This is a genomic window from Rhizobium sp. PEPV16, from assembly GCF_008919455.1.
GTDB classification, from domain to species: Bacteria; Pseudomonadota; Alphaproteobacteria; order Rhizobiales; family Rhizobiaceae; genus Rhizobium; species Rhizobium leguminosarum_Q.
This window is the reverse complement of record NZ_VSZV01000345.1, coordinates 61,086-82,637: the sequence shown is the minus strand read 5'-3', so window position 1 is coordinate 82,637 and position 21,552 is coordinate 61,086. Positions and strand designations below refer to the sequence as shown.

At 59.7% G+C, this 21,552-nt stretch carries 18 protein-coding genes and 2 pseudogenes; 10 read left to right on the top strand and 10 right to left on the bottom strand.

The annotated features are described in order from the left end of the window. Positions 1-118: 118 nt before the first annotated feature. From FY112_RS36980 to FY112_RS28285, 3 genes are all read right to left on the bottom strand, one after another. Positions 119-271 (bottom strand): hypothetical protein, encoded by a 153-nt coding sequence (locus FY112_RS36980; protein ID WP_168289722.1) that lies wholly within the window; start codon positions 269-271, stop codon positions 119-121. Beyond that, the gene (locus FY112_RS28290; RefSeq protein ID WP_151519821.1) at positions 268-660 is read right to left on the bottom strand and encodes a hypothetical protein; all 393 of its coding nucleotides are present in this window, start codon (positions 658-660) and stop codon (positions 268-270) included. Before FY112_RS28290 ends, FY112_RS36980 begins: the two co-directional genes overlap by 4 nt. Before the next feature lie 115 nt (positions 661-775). Beyond that, on the bottom strand, positions 776-1,801 hold the full coding sequence (locus tag FY112_RS28285; protein WP_181018292.1) for an AraC family transcriptional regulator: 1,026 nt from the start codon (positions 1,799-1,801) through the stop codon (positions 776-778). 60 nt (positions 1,802-1,861) lie between these two features. On the opposite strand from FY112_RS28285, the gene FY112_RS28280 reads away from it, so the two are divergent. The 6 genes from FY112_RS28280 (at position 1,862) to FY112_RS28255 (ending at position 10,930) form a co-directional block, all read left to right on the top strand. Further along, a complete protein-coding gene (locus FY112_RS28280; RefSeq protein ID WP_151519819.1) occupies positions 1,862-3,328 on the top strand; it encodes an alpha-glucosidase/alpha-galactosidase in 1,467 nt (488 codons plus the stop codon). A 124-nt stretch (positions 3,329-3,452) separates the two neighbouring features. Beyond that, positions 3,453-5,540, top strand: coding sequence for an ABC transporter substrate-binding protein (locus tag FY112_RS28275; RefSeq protein WP_151519818.1), 2,088 nt, complete (start codon positions 3,453-3,455; stop codon positions 5,538-5,540). Between the two features lie 176 nt (positions 5,541-5,716). Continuing rightward, positions 5,717-6,724: an ABC transporter permease gene (locus FY112_RS28270; protein WP_017957903.1), complete on the top strand. Its 1,008-nt coding sequence runs from the start codon at positions 5,717-5,719 to the stop codon at positions 6,722-6,724. Between the two features lies 1 nt (position 6,725). Next, a complete protein-coding gene (locus FY112_RS28265; protein WP_151519817.1) occupies positions 6,726-7,859 on the top strand; it encodes an ABC transporter permease in 1,134 nt (377 codons plus the stop codon). A gap of 10 nt (positions 7,860-7,869) precedes the next feature. Beyond that, on the top strand, positions 7,870-9,537 hold the full coding sequence (locus FY112_RS28260; RefSeq protein WP_151519816.1) for an ABC transporter ATP-binding protein: 1,668 nt from the start codon (positions 7,870-7,872) through the stop codon (positions 9,535-9,537). 22 nt (positions 9,538-9,559) lie between these two features. After that, on the top strand, positions 9,560-10,930 hold the full coding sequence (locus FY112_RS28255) for an alpha-glucosidase/alpha-galactosidase (protein ID WP_151519815.1): 1,371 nt from the start codon (positions 9,560-9,562) through the stop codon (positions 10,928-10,930). 422 nt (positions 10,931-11,352) lie between these two features. Here the strand turns inward: FY112_RS28255 and FY112_RS28250 are convergent, their stop codons facing one another. The 6 genes from FY112_RS28250 to FY112_RS28225 are packed head-to-tail and all read right to left on the bottom strand — an operon-like array spanning position 11,353 to position 18,403. Further along, the gene (locus FY112_RS28250; RefSeq protein WP_168289726.1) at positions 11,353-11,718 is read right to left on the bottom strand and encodes a hypothetical protein; all 366 of its coding nucleotides are present in this window, start codon (positions 11,716-11,718) and stop codon (positions 11,353-11,355) included. Between the two features lie 28 nt (positions 11,719-11,746). After that, complete coding sequence (locus tag FY112_RS28245; protein ID WP_151519813.1) at positions 11,747-12,217, bottom strand: hypothetical protein; 471 nt, start codon at positions 12,215-12,217, stop codon at positions 11,747-11,749. Between the two features lie 15 nt (positions 12,218-12,232). Beyond that, positions 12,233-13,441, bottom strand: coding sequence for a hypothetical protein (locus tag FY112_RS28240; protein ID WP_205920594.1), 1,209 nt, complete (start codon positions 13,439-13,441; stop codon positions 12,233-12,235). Between the two features lie 54 nt (positions 13,442-13,495). After that, positions 13,496-14,260 carry a TfuA-like protein gene (locus tag FY112_RS28235; RefSeq protein WP_151519811.1) on the bottom strand — a complete coding sequence of 255 codons (765 nt, stop codon included), beginning with the start codon at positions 14,258-14,260 and terminating at the stop codon, positions 13,496-13,498. Next, positions 14,253-15,401 carry a YcaO-like family protein gene (locus tag FY112_RS28230; RefSeq protein ID WP_151519810.1) on the bottom strand — a complete coding sequence of 383 codons (1,149 nt, stop codon included), beginning with the start codon at positions 15,399-15,401 and terminating at the stop codon, positions 14,253-14,255. Before FY112_RS28230 ends, FY112_RS28235 begins: the two co-directional genes overlap by 8 nt. A 14-nt stretch (positions 15,402-15,415) precedes the next feature. Continuing rightward, positions 15,416-18,403, bottom strand: coding sequence for an adenylate/guanylate cyclase domain-containing protein (locus FY112_RS28225; RefSeq protein WP_151519809.1), 2,988 nt, complete (start codon positions 18,401-18,403; stop codon positions 15,416-15,418). Positions 18,404-18,596: 193 nt separating this feature from the next. On the opposite strand from FY112_RS28225, the pseudogene FY112_RS28220 reads away from it, so the two are divergent. The 4 genes and pseudogenes from FY112_RS28220 to FY112_RS28205 form a co-directional block, all read left to right on the top strand. Then, positions 18,597-19,148: pseudogene (locus tag FY112_RS28220) on the top strand (alpha-glucosidase/alpha-galactosidase); the annotation flags it as partial. 305 nt (positions 19,149-19,453) lie between these two features. Continuing rightward, complete coding sequence (locus FY112_RS28215; protein WP_018497060.1) at positions 19,454-19,693, top strand: DUF982 domain-containing protein; 240 nt, start codon at positions 19,454-19,456, stop codon at positions 19,691-19,693. Positions 19,694-19,757: 64 nt separating this feature from the next. Next, complete coding sequence (locus tag FY112_RS28210; protein WP_027687847.1) at positions 19,758-19,964, top strand: hypothetical protein; 207 nt, start codon at positions 19,758-19,760, stop codon at positions 19,962-19,964. A 212-nt stretch (positions 19,965-20,176) separates the two neighbouring features. Next, positions 20,177-20,398, top strand: a pseudogene (locus tag FY112_RS28205) (hypothetical protein). Positions 20,399-21,107: 709 nt separating this feature from the next. Here the strand turns inward: FY112_RS28205 and FY112_RS28200 are convergent. Continuing rightward, the gene (locus FY112_RS28200; protein ID WP_131719870.1) at positions 21,108-21,542 is read right to left on the bottom strand and encodes a hypothetical protein; all 435 of its coding nucleotides are present in this window, start codon (positions 21,540-21,542) and stop codon (positions 21,108-21,110) included. Between the last annotated feature and the right edge of the window lie 10 nt (positions 21,543-21,552).

The window sequence follows — 21,552 nt, the reverse complement described above, 5'->3', positions numbered from 1 at the left end:
AACTTTGGTGGTTTCGTATTAAGGTGTCGATGGATTCGGAAGACGCGCCCATTCCCGTGGATGTTCCTGATATGGAAAACAAGATGAGAACTGTAAATCCACTGATTTTCCGAGCCTGTTAGGTGCGTAGGAGCTGATCAAACCTTTCCCTGATCATCTTGATGATGACCTCGCTCCCGGAAAGATGATAGATCGCTGCGAGCTCGGCTAGCTTCTTACGATCCTCCTCGGTGCCATAGGCGATGATGCCCTTGTCACGGGTCTTGCTCACGGTACGATGCTCCAGTCAACGATCGAGGCCGCCTCGATTTCAGCTGGTGTGGTCGCCGCGGCAATCCGGTCCTTGGCCGACATCCGACGGTCTTCGATAACCGGACCAATCACGCGCCAGTATTGGGCCATGGTGAGGAAGACGGCTGCTGCGTCGAGCAAGCTGTCGCCGTAGCGTTCGGCGTCGATCGCGACCGTAGGGACCAGGGCCGGGTTTATATTCGGATCCTCGGTCACCATTTGCGCCTGGCGCTCCTTCTCGATGTACGTCATCGCCTGGCCGGCGCCGAGCGTCACGTAAAGTCCTTGAGTTGCCTCAGCTTCAGCGTCCACCTTGGACGCAGCCGCTGCGCGGATCAGAGTCAGATCCTTTTTCAAATTAAGCTTCATGGACGACGACCTGCACAGCTCGGCAGATGTGTGGCCACTGAATGATTCGACCAGATAGCTCGCCGGAATCTCGGCTTCGACCTCGCCGACGGCGTCAGGGCTTGACCTTCGCCAGCTACCTCAGCTTGCCGATGCTGGCATACATGCCCGTCGTGCGGAATTCGGTGGGGTTGGTGCCATAGACGCGGCGGAAGACTTTGGAGAAATAGTTGGGGTCTTCGAAGCCGCACATGATGGCGACTTCCTTGACCGGCAGGAAGTCTGCCTTGGTCAGAAGCTTGACGGCGCGCTGCAGGCGTTGCTGCAGCACGAATTCGGCCGGCGGCATGCCCTCGCTCTCGGCGAAGCTGCGCGAGAAATGCGCGCGGCTGAAGCCGACGATGCCGGCAAGCTCGCTGACCGGCAGCGGCTTTTCGAGATTGGCGTTGATATGGTCGATCACCGGCTGCATGACACTGAGATCGGCGGCAAAGGCCGGCGAGCCGAAGACATCGTCGTAAAGCGCCATCGCCGCTTCATAGGCAATCGCCGAGGCGGCACCCGGCGACGTTGCGCCCTTGACGAGGCGCAGGCTGCAATCGGCGAGATGATCGATGGTCGAGGGCTGCAGCTTCAGCACCGGGCCGGCGGTCGACAGCACCATCTGGTGGATGCGCAGCGTTTCCTCGCCGTTCATCGAGATCCAAAAATATTCCCAGCGGTCGCCCTTCTCCAGCCAGTAGCGATGATTGTGCGGGACGAGCACCAGAAGTGTATCGCCGCCCTGAAGGCGATAGTTGCGGTTCTGGTAGCGCAGCTGGCCATTGCCGCTGATCGTGTGCTGCAGCACGGTGAAGGGGGTCTGACCGCGCCGGCGGCCGTCCCAATCATAGCTCTCGTTCTCGCGCACTTCATAGCCGGCGCTGGTCGGCATGGCGTGCAATCGCTGGCGGCCGCGGGGCAGAGAAACCGTCCTCATCGACTGTCCGTTGGCGATCAAATCCTGCAGCACAAAATTACCCCTGAAAGCATAATCCTTCTCTGGTCGCCCTGCCGATTTCGGGCATAATCCCGCTCGAAAAGAGGAAGAGACCACGGCCGATAGAGCGGCCGGGAGGAAAAAGGCAGATTTTGCGGTGTTTTCAGCCACATGCGTCGGCATGCGGCCTGATCCTCCATGGCCTTCTTTTCCTTAGCATTCGATTGGGTCGAGGTGAAGATCATGAGTTTCAAAATCGCTATCATCGGTGCGGGCAGCGTCGGTTTCACCAAGAAGCTGTTCACCGACATATTGTGCGTTCCGGAGTTCCGCGACATCGAGTTTGCACTGACCGATATCAGCGAACACAATCTCGAGATGATCAAGGCGATCCTCGATCGCATCGTCGAGGCGAACGGGCTGCCGACGAAGGTGACGGCGACGACCAACCGGCGCCAGGCGCTCGAAGGCGCGCGCTATATCATCAGCTGCGTCCGGGTCGGTGGGCTCGAGGCCTATGCCGACGATATCAGAATCCCGCTGAAATACGGCATCGACCAGTGCGTCGGCGATACCATCTGCGCCGGCGGCATCCTCTATGGCCAGCGCAACATCCCCGTCATCCTCGACTTCTGCAAGGATATCCGCGAGGTGGCCGAGCCCGGTGCGAAATTCCTGAACTATGCCAACCCGATGGCGATGAACACCTGGGCGGCGATCGAATACGGCAAGGTCGATACCGTCGGCCTGTGCCACGGCGTCCAGCACGGCGCCGAACAGATCGCCGAGGTGCTCGGCGCAAAGTCGCTGAGCGAGCTCGACTATATCTGCTCCGGCATCAACCACCAGACCTGGTTCATCGACCTGCGCCTCAACGGCCGCAGGATCGGCAAGGATGAGCTCATCGCCGCCTTCGAGGCGCATCCGGTCTATTCGCAGCAGGAGAAATTGCGGATCGACGTGCTGAAGCGTTTCGGCGTCTATTCCACCGAAAGCAACGGCCATCTCTCGGAATACCTGCCCTGGTATCGCAAGCGGCCTGACGAAATCACCCGCTGGATCGACATGTCCGACTGGATCCACGGCGAGACCGGCGGCTACCTCCGCCATTCCACTGAAACGCGCAACTGGTTCGAGACGGAATATCCGCAATTCCTGGAATCCGCCGCAAAACCGATCGATTCCGCCAAGCGCTCGAACGAACATGCAAGCCATATCCTCGAGGCGCTGGAGACGAACCGGGTCTATCGCGGCCATTTCAACGTCAAGAACAATGGCGTCATCACCAACCTGCCGTCCGATGCGATCATCGAATCGCCGGGCTTCGTCGATCGCTTCGGCATCAACATGGTCTCGGGAGTCACCCTGCCGGAAGCTTGCGCGGCCACCTGCATCGCCTCGATCAACGTCCAGCGCATGTCGGTGCATGCGGCGATATCAGGCGACATCGACCTCTTGAAGCTGGCCGTGCTGCACGATCCGCTGGTCGGCGCCGTCTCGACGCCGGAAGAGGTCTGGCAGATGGTCGACGAGATGGTCGTTGCCCAGGCACGCTGGCTGCCGCAATATGCCGACGCCGTACCGGCCGCCAAGGAGCGGCTGTCGAAATCGAAGGTGCAGACCCGCGACTGGGCGGGGGCCGCACGCCGCAACGTTCGCTCGATCGAGGAGCTGCGCGCGGAAAAGGCGGCGCTGAAACAGGCCGTCTGATTGTCTTGAAGGATGGGTCGTCATGGGTTTCCGGGAGGGAAATCCATGACGTCAGACCCGCTTTCATGTCGTTCGAGGAAAAAGGAGCCGCGCAACCCGCGCTCCGGAACAAGAGGGAGAAACGATGATGAATTTCCGAAACGCAGGCATCCTGGCCGGTCTGGCGCTCAGCGTCTCAGCCGCGGCGCTGAATGCCTATGCCTCCGAGCCAACCATCCCGCCGGCGCCGGCCGACTTCCCCGCCGAAGGCAAGATCAACTATGTCGCGCGCGACTCCATCCTGGAGTTCAAGGCGCTGCCCGAATATCACGAGCCCGACTGGGTCACGAAGAATTTCGTCGCCTCCGGCAAGCTGCCGCCGGTCAAGGATCGCCTGCCGAAGGAGCCCATGGTCTTCAAGACAGGCAATATGCCTGACGGCATCGGTGTCTACGGCGATACGATGCGCCACGTCATCGGCGGCCGGCCGGAAGGCTGGAACTACGGCGCCGGCCAGACGCAGGGCTGGGGCGGCATCGATATCGGCCTTTCCGAATGCCTGACGCGCACCGCTCCGCTGTTTCAGGTGCAGGCCTCCGACACCGAGCCGCTGCCGAACCTCGCCAAGAGCTGGGATTGGTCTGAAGACGGCCATAAGCTGACCATGCACCTGATCGAAGGCGCCAAATGGTCTGACGGCGCGCCGTTCAGCGCCGACGACATCATGTTCTACTGGGAAGATGAAGTCATCGATCCGAATGTCTCGCCGCTTGGCGGCGGCGCCTCGCCGGAAGCCTTCGGCACCGGGACGACGCTGAAGAAGATCGACGACTACACCGTCGAATGGACCTTCAAGGAGGCCTTCCCGAAGCAATATCTCTATACGATGTCCTACCCGAACTTCTGCCCGGGTCCGTCGCATATCCTGAAGCCGAAGCATCCGAAATATTCGAAGAACACCTACGACCAGTTCAAGAACGCCTTCCCGCCGGAATTCATGAACATGCCGGTCATGGGCGGCTGGGTGCCGGTGGAATATCGCTCCGACGATATCATCGTCATGCGCCGCAACCCCTATTACTGGAAGGTCGACGAGAAGGGCAATCAGCTGCCTTATCTGAACGAGCTGCACTACAAGCTCTCGACCTGGGCCGACCGCGACGTTCAGGCCGTGGCCGGATCCGCCGACATATCGAACCTCGAGCAGCCGGAAAACTTCGTCGCCTCGCTGAAGCGTGCCGCGGAAAAGACCGCACCCGCCCGTCTCGCCTTCGGCCCGCGCCTCATCGGCTACAATCTTCGCATGAACTTTTCCGCCAATGGCTGGGGCAACCCGGATGAGCGCGGTCAGGCGATCCGTGAGCTGAATCGCAACGAAGACTTCCGCAAGGCGGTTACCATGGCGCTCGACCGCAAGGCGATCGGCGACTCGCTGGTCAAGGGACCGTTCACCGCGATCTATCCCGGCGGGCTCTCCTCCGGCACCAGCTTCTATGACCGCAACTCGACCGTCTACTATCCCTTCGATCTCGAGGGCGCCAAGGCGGAACTCGCCAAGGCCGGCCTCAAGGATACCGATGGCAACGGCGTCGTGAACTTCCCGGCCGGCAAGGCGGGTGGCAAGGATGTCGAAATCGTCATGCTGATCAACAATCAGTACACGACCGACAAGAGCCTTGCCGAAGGTGTCGTCGGCCAGATGGAGAAGCTCGGCCTGAAGATCGTCATCAATGCGCTCGACGGCGCCAAGCGTGACGACGCCCATTATGCCGGCCGCTTCGACTGGCTGATCCAGCGCAACACGACGGAGCTGTCGTCGGTGGTGCAGAACACCGAGCAGCTCGCCCCTGTCGGTCCGCGCACCAGCTGGCACCATCGCGCCGGCAAGGATGACCAGCTCGATCTGATGCCCTTCGAACAGGAGCTTATTGACGTCATCAACAAGTTCAGGACGAGCCAGAGCAATGACGAACGCGTCGACCTGATGAAGCAGTACCAGAAAATCTCGACCGAGCACGTCAACACGGTGGGCCTGACGGAATATCCGGGCGCGCTCATCATCAACAAGCGGTTCTCGAACGTGCCGCAGGGTACGCCGATCATGATGTTCAATTGGGCTGAAGACTCGGTGATCCGCGAACGCATGTGGGTGGCCGCCGACAAGCAGGGCAAATATGAGCTGTTCCCCGAACAGCTGCCCGGCAAGCCCGGCGAGAAGGGTCCCATCAACTGATGCATGATGCCTGAACAAAGAGCTAAAGCGCGTCGCATCTGATGCGACGCGCGGGAAGAGTTCCCTCCCAGCTGAAGTGAGTTCCGGGCCGCGCGTGCCGCGCGCGGCCTGATATGACCAACGAGCCGGCCGCGCTGACAAGGAGCGACTGGCGGCAAGGAGAAGCGAACCGTCTGATGTTACGATTCCTGCTCGTGCGCATAGCCTCCGCGATCCCCATTCTCTTCATCCTGAGCGTGGTGACCTTCGCAATCATCCAGGCCCCGCCCGGCGACTATGCCGATTACATCCGCTCCCAGCTGATCAACCAGGGCGGCGCCTCCTATGCCCAGGCGGAAGCGCAGGCGCAGGCTTACCGGGTCGAACATGGCCTCGATAAGCCGCTGGTCGTCCAGTACGTCAACTGGATCGGCGGCATCGTGACCCGCGGTGATTTCGGCTACAGCATGTTTTACAACAAGCCGGTGGCCGATGTCGTCGGCGAACGCCTGCCGAGGACCTTGCTTCTGGCGCTTGTCTGCCATCTCTTTGCTTCGGTGCTCGGCATCGGCTTCGGCATCTGGGCGGCGACCCGCCAGTACAGCTGGATCGACAGCCTGCTTTCGGGAATTTCCTTCCTCGGCATGACGGTGCCGCGCTTCCTGATGGCGCTGATCATCGTCTATCTGCTGGTCTTCCAGCTCAACGTGACCGAGATCGGCAGCTTCTTCTCGCCGCAATATGGCGGGGCGCCCTGGTCCTGGGCGAAATTCGTCGATCTCGTCAGCCATGTCTGGCCGGTCGTGGCGATCGCCACCTTCGGCGGGCTCGCCTACAATATGCGCGTCATGCGCGGCAATCTGCTCGATACGCTGAACGCCCAGTATGTCGAGACGGCGAAGGCCAAGGGGCTTTCCGGCGGAGCGGTTGTCATGCGCCATGCGGTGCCCAACGCGCTGCATCCGCTGGTGATGTACCAGGGCGTCGTGCTGCCCTACATGCTGACCGGCGAGATCGAGACCGCGATCATCTTCGCGCTGCCGACCGTCGGACCGGCGATCGTCGGCTCGATGGCCGTCGGCGACGTCTATGTCACCGCCACCTTCATGATGGTGCTGTCGGCGACGCTGATCGTCGGCAACATCATCGCCGACATGCTGCTCGCTTTGCTCGATCCGCGTGTCCGCCAATATGGAGGAGCCTGAGATGCTTGCTTTCGACTCTTCTGCAACACCGCCGACGACCGACATCGTGGCCAAGCCATCGCGTGGGCACGAGAGCTATATCGCCCTTGTCTGGCGCCGGTTGAGGCGCTCCTGGACCGGCATGGCAGGCCTCGTGCTCGTCGTGCTCCTGCTCCTCATGGCGATCTTTGCCGATTTCTTCGCGCCGATGGATCCGAAGGCGACCGATGTCGGCTTCGCGCCGCCACAGGTGATGAGCTTCCACGACAAGGACGGCAATTTCGTCTTCCAGCCACGCGTCTACGCGCTGTCGGATTCCGAAGAGCTTGATCCGGTCACCTTCCAGCCGATTGTCGGCATCGACTACGACAATCCGCGGCTGCTCAGCTTCTTCGTCAAGGGCGCCGAATACCGGCTTTTCGGCCTGATCCCGGCCAACCGGCACTTCTTCGGCTCGACCGACGGCCAGCCGGTGCATTTCCTCGGCACCGACAAGTTCGGCCGCGACGTGCTGTCGCGCGCCATCATCGGCTCGCGCATTTCGCTGACCATTGCCCTGACGGTGGTCTTCATCGTCACCATCATCGGCACGACCGTCGGCATGGTATCCGGTTACTTCGGCGGCACCTTCGATGTCTGGTTGCAGCGTTTCGTCGAACTGGTGCTCGCCTTCCCGCAACTGCCGCTCTATCTGGCGCTGACCTCGCTGATCCCGGTGACGGCGCCGACCAACGTCTTCCTGGCCTTCGTCATCGCCGTCATGTCGGCGCTCGGCTGGGCGCAGATGTCGCGCGAGGTGCGCGGCAAGACACTCGCGCTCGCCCGCATCGATTACGTCCGGGCGGCGATGGCCGTCGGCGCCACCGACACGCGCATCATCATGCAGCACATCTTCCCGAACGTGATGAGCCACGTCATCGTCGCGGTGACGCTGCATATACCGAGCGTCGTGCTGCTTGAATCCTTCCTCGGTTTCCTCGGCTTTGCGGTCAAGCCGCCGCTGATCTCCTGGGGGCTGATGCTGCAGGATACCGCAACCTATTCGGTGATCGGCTCCTATCCCTGGATTCTCGCTCCCGTCGGCTTCGTGCTCGTCACCGTCTTCGCATTCAATGCGCTCGGCGACGGATTGCGCGACGCGGTCGATCCTTATTGAGGTGATTGATATGGCTCTTGCACTGGTCAATTCCTTCGCCCCGCCCGTCCGCCACGATCATGATGGCCGTTCGGATACGCCGATCATCGACGCCCGCAACGTGGCGGTGAATTTCAAGGTCGAAGACGGCATGGTCGAAGCTGTCAAGGACGTCTCGTTTCAGCTCTATCGCGGCGAGACGATCGCGATCGTCGGCGAATCCGGCTCGGGCAAATCGGTAACGGCGCGAACGGTGATGGGGCTTTTGTCGAAGCGCGCCGTCGTTTCCGAAAAATCGACGGTTGCCTATGACGGCAGCAATATCCTGAAATTTTCCGAGCGGGCGCGCCGCAAGCTGCGCGGCGACCGCATCTCGATGATCTTCCAGGAGCCGATGAGCTCGCTGAACCCGATCTATACGATCGGCAGCCAGATCGTCGAGGCAATCCGCGTGCATCGCCGGATCAGCAAGAGGGATGCGCAGAAGCGGGCGCTCGAGCTGCTCGAACATGTGCAGATTCCCGATCCCGCCGCGCGGCTCATGCAATATCCGCATCAGCTTTCCGGCGGCCAGCGCCAGCGGGTGATGATCGCCATGGCGCTTGCCAACGATCCTGATGTGCTGATCGCCGACGAGCCGACGACGGCGCTCGACGTCACCGTGCAGGCGCAGATCCTCAACCTGATCCGCAACCTGCAGAAGGAACTGGGGATGGCCGTCATCCTCATCACCCACGACCTGACGGTGGTGCGGCAGTTCTCCGATTACGTCTATGTGATGCAGCTTGGCGAAGTGCGCGAGCACAACACCACCGAAGCGCTGTTTGCCAATCCGCAGGACGCCTATACCAAGCATCTGCTCGCCTCCGAGCCGCGTGGCCAGGCCAATCCGCTTCCCGAAGGGTCGGATGTCATCCTCGATGCAAAGGGCGTGCGGGTCTCCTTCATGATGCGTCACGGTACCTTTCTCAAGCCGGCGATGCGTGAGCTTGTCGCCGTCGACAGCCTCGGCCTGACGCTGCGCCGTCACGAAACGCTGGGGCTGGTGGGCGAATCCGGCTCCGGCAAGACGACGTTCGGCCAGGCGATCCTGCGGCTGAACACGCCAGACAGCGGCGAGATCCGTTTCGACAATCAGCCGATCCACGGCCTGTCCAGGTCCGAGATGCGGCCCTTGCGCGCCCGCATGCAGGTGGTGTTCCAGGATCCTTTCTCATCGCTCAACCCGCGCATGACGATCGGCCAGATCATCGAGGAGGGGCTGGTCGTCAACCGGCTGGGCGCAACCAAGGGCGAACGGCAGGATCGGGTGCGCGAAGCGCTTATTGCTGCCGGCATGCCGGGCAATATCCTGTCGCGTTTCCCGCACGAATTTTCCGGCGGCCAGCGCCAGCGCATCGCCATTGCCCGCGCCATCGCGCTGGAGCCGGAATTCATCCTGCTCGACGAGCCGACATCGGCGCTCGACCTTTCCGTCCAGGCGCAGATCATCGAACTGCTGCGCAAGCTGCAGGACGAGCGCGGCTTGAGTTACCTCTTCATCTCCCACGACCTCAAGGTCGTCAGGGCGCTCTGCCATCGCGTCATCGTCATGCAGCATGGCAAGATCGTCGAAGAGGGTCCCGTCGACGAAGTTTTATCCCATCCCAAGACCGCCTACACCGAACGGCTCGTCAAGGCCGCTTTCGAGGTAGCATGATTATCGAATGCCGGAGGCTATAATGGCAGGAAATCCCAAAATCACTTTCATCGGAGCAGGCTCCACCGTCTTCATGAAGAACATCGTCGGCGACGTGCTGCAGCGGCCCGCGCTGTCAGGCGCGACGATCGCGCTGATGGATCTCAATCCGCAGCGGCTGGAAGAAAGCGCCATCGTCGTCAACAAGCTGATCTCGACGCTCGGCGTTAAGGCGAAAGCCGAGACCTATTCCGACCAGCGCAAGGCGCTTGCCGGCGCCGATTTCGTCGTCGTCGCCTTCCAGATCGGCGGCTATGAGCCCTGCACGGTCACCGATTTCGAGGTGCCGAAGAAATACGGGCTGCGCCAGACGATCGCCGATACGCTCGGCGTCGGCGGCATCATGCGCGGGCTTCGCACCGTGCCCCATCTCTGGAAGGTCTGCGAGGATATGCTCGCCGTCTGCCCGCGGGCGATCATGCTGCAATATGTCAACCCGATGGCGATCAACACCTGGGCGATATCAGAGAAATATCCAACCATCCGCCAGGTCGGCCTCTGCCATTCGGTGCAGGGCACGGCGATGGAACTGGCCCACGATCTCGACATCCCTTACGAGGAGATCCGTTACCGCGCGGCCGGCATCAACCACATGGCCTTCTATCTCAAATTCGAGCATCGCCAGCCGGACGGGTCCTACCGCGACCTCTATCCCGATCTCGTTCGTGGCTACCGCGAGGGCAGGGCGCCGAAGCCCGGCTGGAACCCGCGCTGCCCGAACAAGGTGCGCTATGAGATGCTGACGCGGCTCGGCTATTTCGTCACCGAAAGCTCTGAGCATTTCGCCGAATACACGCCCTATTTCATCAAGGAGGGCCGCGACGACCTGATCGAGAAATTCGGCATTCCGCTCGACGAATATCCGAAACGCTGCATCGAACAGATCGAGCGCTGGAAAGGCCAGGCCGAGGCCTATCGTTCGGCCGATAAGATCGAGGTCAAGCCGTCGAAGGAATATGCCTCCTCGATCATCAACTCGGTCTGGACCGGCGAACCCTCGGTGATCTACGGCAATGTCCGCAACAATGGCTGCATCACTTCGCTGCCTGCCAATTGCGCCGCCGAAGTGCCCTGCCTCGTCGATGCCTCCGGCATCCAACCGACCTTCATCGGAGATCTGCCGCCGCAGCTGACCGCGCTGATCCGCACCAATATCAACGTCCAGGAACTGACGGTGCAGGCACTGATGACCGAAAATCGCGAGCACATCTACCACGCCGCGATGATGGACCCGCATACGGCAGCCGAACTCGACCTCGACCAGATCTGGTCGCTGGTCGACGACCTGCTCGCCACCCACGGCGACTGGCTGCCCGAATGGGCACGCACGAGCCGCAAGGTACAAGCCGCCTGATCCCCTCTCCCGGGTGAGGCGTCAAGAAGCCCCGCGGTCGCAACAACCGCGGGGCTTTTTGCGTGGGATACGCGGGAAGCACATCCGCCCGCCCGCCGAAGTTTCCGATTGGAAAGCATTGATCCATCAGCGTCTGCAGCATGGAGCTGAAAACGTTCTTCGTAGCTAAGGTCGACAGTCACTATTTTCGTCTCAACACAATCCCTCAAGGTTGCTGACAACGACGAGGATTTTGTCGTACGATTCAGGTCGACGGCAAGAATGAATGGAGCGTTCTGGCAGGTCACTTAGTTGGGTGCGAACGCTTTACCGATTTCACTTTCAGTCCCTATCCGACAGCTTAGGTGGCCGTCCGCGGATGCTGCCTTCGACAGAAGTTCAGCGGCTACCGCCGTGGGTGGAGGACTCCACAAGTCAATCGTTTATTTTGGCAGCAGAGTTTTCTCCAAATGGTCGACTCTCCCTGCTAATGTGTCTACCTCCTTCATAACCTTGGCTGGATCCACCTTGATTTCTTTAGGGTAGTATATCTTGTTTTTGCTATCAAATTCTTCTGGAACAACGTAATGTTCGTCCTTCGATTTTACTTCATTTGCTTTGACTGTTACTGATCCTACTACATCCTGATTTGTCCAAACTTCAAATATAACCTCTTTGCCGCTAGCTAATTGGTAATCATGGATGACAGTGCCTTCGCTGTCCTCACAAAGACCGCCCTTATAATTATCTGTGACTGTAATTGTGTACATCTGTGCATCGGAGTTCGAGAGAGTGACTTTACATGCCATAGGTAGCATCCTTTCTTCTTCGCTAAAACTAGTCTCGTGAGAATCGCCCGTCTCGGTGTGCCATCCTTAGCGTTATAGCGTAGGAGTTAGGGGACCTCTTGCCCGGCAACTGCGCGTCGAGGATCACATTTCGCGCATCGCCAAAGTTCATCGTGATCTCCAAGATTTGTGTCGAAGCTTTAATGCGCCACATCTTGACGTCTTTTGATCCGTCAAAGCCGCCTCCCTTCGCTTCCTCAGGTCCGTTGCCCGTTACGAGGAAAATGCGATTAGAATCTAGGCGGTAACAATGGCCGTCGAATCCATAAGCGTACGCAAGAACGATTGATGCGGTTATCCCTTTCTCGCTGAACAGGCTCAGATGAACTTCAGCCTTTTTCCCAAGGCCGACATCGAAACGAGCGTGCTCCATGGTCTTATTTAATCGGATCCCGTAAAGAACTATTTCGTCCGGTATGTATTGCGATTTTGGGGGTGCGGGAATGTTATCGTCGATCATGCATCTCTCCCAGAGTTAAAGAATACGACGCCACGTCATGCAATCTTCAATTTGGTCGACATAAGTTTGACCCCGACCCTGCGAGATGACTTCGAGGAGTGAGATCGCGGCCGATTCGAAGGTGACGCTGTCCGGTTCAAGGTGGGCCCATGAGCGCATCACAGCCTCCCCGACGATATCTCGTGACTCTTCAAGGGCGGCCTTAATGGCAAAATGGCGCGGCTCGTAGGACGACTTGGACGTGCGCATCGCTTCGTCCATGAGTGCTGGTGCTAGTTGTTGTCGCAGATCTGAGAAGCGCTTAGGATTCAGATCAGATAAACCGCGCTCGAAGAGAAGGGACTGGTAGACCTCAATCAGACAATCAAAGAGTGCGGCTGCAAAGGGCTTCGATTGGTCGTGAACCTCGTCGCCGACATCACCCATCTTGAGTGAATTGTTGAACGATCGAAGTTGCTTCTCGTCACTCAACTCGGCGAATTTGTCGAGTTCATTGTGTAGTAGAAGATTCCCCTTAGTTCGACGGAGTAGCCGATCAACTGCAGTGTCGAATTGCAACAACCCGAGCAAAGATATGAAATCGGCTATCGATTCATGGTAGGCGAAGAAATCGCAGCCGCGGCCGTCTCCCTCAAGAATTCCGAGTTCGCTCAGCAAAATAAGGTGGCCCATTTCATGAGCGATCGCGTCAAAATTCAGGGCAAAACATGAAGTCGGCGTTTCTGGCTCGCTTTCGCCCAGTTCAAGGAAACCAAATCCAGACTGTGCGTTCTCCCAGCGTGGAATCCGTGGAATAATCTCAAGACGCTCGACTGTTGGTTCAAAAAACCAACCTATTGGATGCCCAACGTAGCTCTCACAAATGTCGAGAACGCGACGTGCACAGGCAAAGCTGTGTGTCGAAAGGAAAGCAGGGGAGTCGGGACCGATGTGGTCAAAATGGCCGTCGGGGCCGGGTTCTGCTGGCGGCCTCAAAAACCCCCGATATGGCGGCAGATTCGGCGATGCGTAAGGGATTTTCGCCTCAATCGGATTTGCGACGTACATCCGGCTGTCCGACGGCCCTGCTAGAATCGGGCCTGCAGACGCTCCGATCCACACCACTTCGGGCTTTTCGTAACCGGGAATGAAGGAGGGTTGCGGAAAGACAAGGAAACGTGTTCCGAGCGGCCGCTCCAAAGCCGACCCGTCGCCTACTCCCTGCGAATGTGTGATGGCATCCAAAGCTGCCCCCACCGCTCGTTGCCCAACGCCGAGCGATCTTCTACTATACCAGTACTACTGGCATTTCGACAATAGCGCGTCGAGCATTCCGCAGTACTCCATGTCATCGGCGAACGATTCCGTAAGTTCAAACTCGAAAGAAAGAGGCTCGTTCAGACCATTGATCTTGTGATCGGCCAGATATCTCAGGAGATTTACAGCGTCGTTTCGCTTCTGGTTTATGGCTCCGGCTTTCAGCCACGCCTTTAGAACTGCGATCTGGTCCACAGCGCTGAGATTGTTTTCTGCCGCCGCGAAAACCCTGGCGAACGACCTTTCGCTGAAGTGGAGCGAGCGTGCCAGTGACTCAAGCCGGTCTCTCAGCCGTCTTTCGATGACCCCGACGCGTGCCGCTTTTTTCAGGCTCAGCCTGATGTCGATGAGAGCGTCGCCCAATGCGCGCGAGCCCAGCTCGACGGGAGCCATCGGCACCGTGACGTCGGCATCGTCGGCAAGCGGGTGCCGTCGGTACCACCGGTAGATCAGCCCATGCCCGATCATTCCCAGGGGAGCGAGCTCCGCTGCTCTGAGCGCGCCTATGCTGGCGGCACCGTATATGCGGAGCCCTCGGGCCATCGCCCAGAGAATTTCCTGATGGCGAACGGCGGGGCGCTGCGCGAAGACGCCGTCGATCAGCACGATCGCCGACGGCGCGTAGTCCGCCACGGCGCGCACGACATCGCCGCAGCCGACGGGAGGCAGATAGATCGCCTCCAGGTATTTGCGCGCTTCCGTCGCGGAGAGGGTGGGGCCGAGAAAGACCACGAAATCGTCACGCAAGATCCGCCTCCGGATTTGTTTCCAGCGGAGGAGCAACCACCCGGACGACGTGAAGAGGGACGCGATCGTCCGAATGAAGAACCACAAGAATAGCCGCCTTCGCGCCGGCCAGCTTCAACGCCTCGGCGATCGGCAGGATGGAGTGGCCGCTGGCGACAGGACCTTCATCGGGGCTGTAGGAGCTGCCGCCCTTTACGAGTTGCGTGCGCCATGCGGCGAGCTCCGAAGCATCGGCATATGCGTAGACTTCGCTGCTGATATCGTCGCGCGCAGCCGAGATCACCCCCAGCCGCGATTGACACGCTTCGAGAAATGCGCTCGTCAGCGCGCGATCGTGGCTGAAGCCGCAGCCGAAGCCTTCGGCCGGCAAGGGCGCGAAGGGGGCTCGTCCGCCATCTTCCATCACGTGGCACCAGTAGATCGGCAGCGCGTGCGGCGCCGGGATTTGCCAGATGCCGACGACAAACCCCGCCTTGGCCAGCCGTCGCATGATTTCCCCCGCGCCGCCTGAGCAGACCGACCGGGAGTCGATCTGGAATCGGTCGAAGAAATGCGGCGTCTTCATCGCCGTGCATCGCGCCTGCCGCTCCAGTATCTCCAGGCAGGCATGCAAGGCCGCGCTTTGCAGGCTGGTGCCGGCTGCCAGACCTGTTGTGTCTCTGGGCATCCAATGCGGATGAGGCGAGGGGACGGTGTAGGCGGAGTCGACAAGGGCAAGCGGGACAGGGATTCTCCGGCCCGAAAGGAGATCCAGCCCGTCGATCCAGGAAAGCCCCTCGGCCTCTCGCCCGACGCCGAGGTGCGACCAGAATTTCTGCTCGTTCATCTCGCGGAAGGCCGCTCTGAAGACGCGCTCCGGGGCGATCCGCTCTGAGGCCCATCCCTCCAGGGATTCCATCAGGCCCGATATCGCCGCAAGCGGCAAGGTCAAACCCTTCCCTTGGCTGACGGCGACCGAAAGGGCGCGCGGCCTGACAACCTGGACGACGGGGATCCCGATCCGGTCGAGTTCCGTGACCGAGCCCAGCCTGGTGATCCCGTATTCCTGCTTGCGCGCCAGGATGCGCTGCACCGTCTGCCAGATATCAGGCGGCGAGAGGGTAGGGGCATCAAAGATGTTGTCGAGCACCCCGTGGTCCATCGCCTCCTCCTGGCCTACGACCTTGGCAGTCCGTCTAAGGCGCGCTTTGCTCTTTCGGCCAGCCAGGCGGCTTTTTGTCCTTCGGCAATCTGCACCGCCCTCGTCAGGTCTCTCCTTATCAAGGATGGAGGGTCGTTCAGATCTCGTCTCAGTCTTGCGCTGAGGCGGTAGAGTTCGGCGAGCCAGAACCGTTGACCGCTGTTGCGGCCGACATTGATCGCCTTGTGAATGGTCGCCAGGGCTTCAGCAGACTTGCCGAGCCGCTGCAGCACCTGCGCATGCATGTCGCTGTGCATGGAAAAATTATCGTCGGTGCCCAATTGCTGCTGGAGCAGCAGACCGTGTTGGAATCGCTCTTCACCCCGTTCGGCAAACGACGTCATCAGCTCCGCCCAGCCGCAATACATGTTGGCGCGCGCCTGGCTGGCGGCGAGGCCGTGTCGCTCGGCAAGCGCCAGCATTTGTTCGCCGAGGTCATGGACATCGTCATATCTGCTTTGGCAGCGGCGAAGGACGATGGCGTAATAAAGCGCGTGAACCATGCTCCCGGCATGATCGGTCGAGGCCGCCCAGTCCAGGCACTGTCTGATCGCATGTTCACTGGCATCGGCATCGTTGAGAAGCAGGTAGGACAGGGCGCTCTCGCCCAAGCCGCAGACCTTGGCATCATGTCCGCCGAAGAAGGCGCGATTTCTGACCGCTCTTTCGGGATCGTAAAGATCAAGGCCTCTGGCGACGCAATCGAGGCAGAATTCGTGCTCGCCGGCATGGAAGCTCGTCGCCCATCCGCAGTGATAGGATTGAAGCCGCGTCTCCTGATCTTCGACCGCTTGCATGTCGCCGACGAGGATGCGCGCGCGCGATTGCTGCGTCAGAATGTTGGGCGCCGTGAACCACCATCCCCAATAGACCGGGAAATGTTTCGACCGAACAGCCAAGGCCTGTTTCCTCAGAAGCTGCATTGCGCGGGAATAGGCCCGCCGCGCGCTTTCCGAGCCCTCTCCCTCGAGTGCAGTCGCAACGACCCCCTGAAGTTCGAGCAGGCCCAATGCCAGTTCGGTGCGATCGGGGTGGCGCCGGGAAAGACTGTCGACCTCCTGCGCGCAGAGCTCGAGCGACACGTTCGCCTCGTGCATGGCGGAGCGCAGAACGCTTGCCTCGGCCGCCGCCAGGGCAAACCTGGCCGCGGCGTCGTGCAAGCCTGCTTCGGCGCATTGCCAGGCCGCGATGGCAGCTGGCAGACTGGGCTTTGCTTCTCCGATCAGGAGTTCGGCGATCCGCCTGTGTATGCGTCGTCTGTCGCTTTTGAGAAGGCTGCTGTAGGCGGCTTCCTGAGTGAGTACGTGCCGGAACTGAAAGGAGCCGGGCGTGTCGGAAGAAGGCTCGATGATGCCTTGGGAAACAAGCCGCTCGACCGCGACCTCCACCGTCTGCCGGCTGACCCCTTCGAGTAGGTAGGCCAGCAGCGAGATGTTGAATTCGCGGCCGATGACGCTCGCAAATTGCGCTGCCCGTCGTGCGGAACCGGTCGCCGCGAGTCTGGCGGAAAGCAGATCATTCAGCGAGCTGACGCCACCTTCCAGAAGCAGCCCTTTCCATTCGGATGAGGCCTTGCCCAAGGGCTGCCTTCCCAGGAAGAAGTTGGCCAGTTCCTCCGCATAGAGCGGCATGCCGTCGCATTGATCCAGGATGAAATCGGACAGGCCCGGCGGGGGACGCTCACGCCAGACCGAGGCGACGAGATCGCGAACCGCCGCAGAGGCCAGGCCGGACAATTCTATCTCGGTCGCCAGTGCCAGGGATCGCCTGATCCTCGATGTCTGAACCACGAGGATCGGCAACTTGCCTGCGAGCGATCCAAGCCGATCGATCAGCTCCAACGTCATGCCGTCAGCCCAGTGGACATCCTCGAAGACGAGGAGCGTCGGAACACCAGTCGCTCTGCAGGTCAGGATGTCGGCAGCGGCTTCGATGACCTTCCGCCTGAATGCCCGCCCCGACAGATCCGACACGCGAATATTGCGCGAGGTCGCCGGCGACCGGTCTGACGTAAATGAGAGAATGGTGTCAACGATGTCTGCGCCCAAGTCTCGGCCGGATGTTTGAAGAGCCTGCATGAAAGCCCCGCCATCGCCTTCCTTCAGAACTGAAGGTTCGGCCACAAGCCTCTCAAGGAACGACATAAATGGGTGCAGGGGCTGGCTCTCCAGGCGCCTGCCGCACTGAAAGATCAGGGTCTCGTGCGAAGTTTGCGATAGACTGCGGGCGAATTCGCCGATCAGTCTGGATTTGCCGATGCCCGCCTCTCCGACCACGGTGATCGAGCTGCCCTTGCCGCCGAGAGCTGAATTCCAGGCGCTCGAAAGAGCGGCAAGCTCTCTTTCCCTGCCTCTTATCGGCCGGTCCCATTCATTGAGCGGCGACAGCGCAGAGGTTGATCGATCACGTTCCTGCGGGCGCCAGAGCGCAACCGGCTCTTCGAAGCCTTTGAGTTTGGCCTTCCGCACCAGGCTGTAGTCGAACTTGTGTCGCGTGAGCTGAACGGTGGAATCTGCGACCAGCACCGAATTCGGTTCGGCCTCTGCTTGCAGGCGAGCCGCCAGGACCGGTGCTGTGCCGACAATCTCGTCTCCTCGCGTGGAGAATACGACAAGACCTGTGGCAACCCCGATCCGCAGCCTGAAAGCTGTGCGCGCCTTCTTGGTGCTCGCTGCAATGCCTAACAATTCCAAGGAAGCCTGTACCGCGCTTTCAGCCGCATCTTCGGATTGATCGGGATATCCGAAGAAACAGCATCCCCCATCACCAAGCCGCTGATGAAGAAACCCTCCATGTTTCTTTATGATCGTCTCGGCGCTCTGATGTAATGCCGACACGGAGCGAAAGAACTTCTCCGGCTCGCTCCGCAATAAGAGCTCCGTTGAGCCGACGATATCATAGAAAAGGGCTGTGACCTGTCGCCGCTCACCTGTGAACCGAATTCGCGCATCGAGGTTTTTCATACTGGGTCGCCCAACACCAGAGAAGCCTTTCTCAGGACATCCGATTTATAGCTTGCATGCAAGCTTTTCGTGCGGCGATGCTAATTTATGAATCGGTTGTTGGCCTGCGGCTTGATAATCATGCGCTCTTAAAAACCGCGACGCATGCCCGGCCGCACCGCTTCGGGCTCATCATGGTGTTTGGCGTACGCTCTTCATCAAGGAGGGCCGCGACGACCTGATCGAGAAGTTCGGCATTCCGCTCGATGAATATCCGAAGCGTTGCATCGAGCAGATCGAGCGCTGGAAGGGGCAGGCCGAGGCATATCGTTCGGCCGACAAGATCGAGGTTCAGCCGTCAAAGGAATATGCCTCCTCGATCATCAATTCGGTCTGGACCGGCGAGCCCTCGGTGATCTACGGCAATGTCCGCAACAATGGCTGCATCACCTCGCTGCCGTCCAATTGCGCCGCCGAAGTGCCTTGCCTCGTCGATGCCTCCGGCATCCAGCCGACCTTCATTGGCGACTTGCCGCCGCAACTGACCGCGCTGATCCGCACCAATATCAACGTCCAGGAACTGACGGTGCAGGCGCTGATGACGGAAAATCGCGAGCACATCTATCACGCCGCGATGATGGACCCGCATACGGCGGCCGAACTCGACCTCGACCAGATCTGGTCGCTGGTCGACGATTTGCTCGCCACCCACGGCGACTGGCTGCCCGAATGGGCACGCACGGCCCGCAAGGTACAGGCCGCCTGACCCCCTCTCCCGGGCAAGGCGTCAAGGAGCCTCGCGGTCGCAACAACCGCGGGGCTCTTTGCGTGAGGATGGGGCGTTTTGCGATTTGGGGACGTGACTCGCATGGCCGGATCGACATCCTGTCAAGAATCGAAGGCGCTTAACCGAAGATAAGGCGAAGCTTTCGAAGCACGGCGGTATCGCGAGCGGTTGTTGGGTTAAAACGAAAGAGCCTCATGCTGCTGCCAAAATTCCGGCCGGATCGTCCGCTTGGAACAGATCTTCCTAATATACGTTTGTGGGAAGCCTGCCCCACGGAGGACGCCATGATCAGCATCTGGGATGCGAACGTCGAATTGAAGATAGATGATCGTTTTCACGTCATCAGGAGCGCTCGAGAGGCGGTCGCATTTTTGAAGAAATCCTGGCCCGACAACAGAAGCGCGAGCTACGCGACAGCGCGGAAGGTATGCCTGGACGCGGCGAATGGCGTTGTTCCCGGTGCGGAAGCGCGAGCTGCGTTTGAGGCTGCGGCGAAGGAGGCCGGCATCCTGCGACAGACTTAGGGATTACCTTGTTCGTTGCCTCCTATCGAACAGGAGGCGCTGCCGCAGTGCCATGAGGAGCGACATGACAGAGAGCGATGCACTCCGCCAGGAAATCTATCGGCTTGCCGCGGCGGCCGAAGCTGACTCAGAAACAACGTCGAATTTGAAGGCGCTGGCCGTGCAGCTCTGGGCAAACTTCGACGAATTCACGGTCGAGGACCTGGAAGATATACTGAGGGACGAATGGAGAACTCGCGGACTGCCGTTCAACGACAACGCGGATATGTAGGCGCTTCTAGAATTGGAGACGTCTGTGCTACCTCAGAGGCCTCTTTGCTGCGTTCGCAATCGGGCCCCCTAGCTGACCTTTGTTCGATCTATGACGCATGCTTGCTCGTGAGCAGTGGCGCCGAAATTTTCCGCGCGTCGTGTCTCCAAATTATGGTACTTGAAAGTACCCAAAAATGTCCCTGTAGTTGAGTCCCTTGGAAAAATCCGCCAATGGACTTCGCACTCCTTTTCAACCTGTTCCGGAAGCCCAATTAGGCCAACGTCACTGACGTCACCCTCTGGCACAAGCACGAGACACTCCTGCCGGTGCCACTCGTCGACGCCGCCGCCCGAAACCCATCGGGACAAATCTGGCGCCGGCTGAACGGTGTGCAATGGGAATATAAGCAGGACCCCGAAACGATTGAAGAATTCGATGCTCGACAATACTGAGGCTTAAAGCCCTACTGCGCACGGAAACTATGCCTCTGTATTTGCCACGTCGGCTGCGGCCCAGCATCATCGTCATGCCTTCCTCCGCGGACAGCGACGATGATATCGGATCGAGCGCCGAGGTTGGTTCGTCGTAAACAGCCAGGCTGTGTTTCTAAAGCGGTCGAAACACTCTCGATGGGCTAGTAGCCGCCTATCTCACCGCGAACTGGGCCTATCCCCTGCGGCTGTGCATAGGTTGTGTTGTCCGATCCGCTAGTTGCGCATCCTGAGAGTGTCATGAAGACGATTGCTGCTGCGGCCAAAATGCTTTTCAGAGGCACGGCGTTCTCCGATCATGGCAGGCTGCCCAGGCCTCAAGGGCCACGCCGGGGATTCTCCGTTAAATTACCTACAATGGCAAGCGCGTGGTTAGCTGGCGGCAAGTAGCGATACGGCCTCTTCAAGCGTCTCCCTGACTAGTCACTCGGCGAGGCATCTTTCCCCAGCACGCTGACATAGATGTAGGTGTGGTGAACGCCCTGACCCAAGTTCTTAGGGGCGTGGTCGGCCAGCGCAGAAAACCTGGTTCCTGCTGACCAGCAGGAACCAACCGCTTCAGAGATCTGCCCCCTCAAATTTCAGCGATAGTCGATGCCGCAGGAGCAACGACCCGACGGGGATCGATGCATCCCCGACCAGCACGTCAGATGGTGGCTCATAGCCTCAATCAGGCAAACCACGCACGAAGCTGAGCGAAAAACCCGTCTGGTTTGGAGCCTGACATCTTCCGCAAACGGCGAGCGACGACTGCCGCGCTGACGCGTTCACCGAAATGGCAGAAGCACACTAGATCATGCAATTGCTCATCGCTGAGTTCGAAGAACCGTTTGGCTTCTCCATAGCTGTCATTTTCCATTCCTGCCGCCCGCAGAGTGGGATCGGCGAATGCAACAGAGATCGGTGTGCCGTCATCCCTGAGAGCAAGCCGATCGACAATGGGCTGATATTCGGTTTCGTGAAGTGTCTTGAGGAACGGCCTGGGGCTGTGTTCGAGACTTTCGGCCCATCGTTCAAGGCGCTCGCGCCTAGTCATTTCAAGGCGCTTGCAGGTCGGGCTGACCGTTGCGATGCTTTTCAACTGGTCTAATGCGTACTGTTCCATTTCGGCCTCC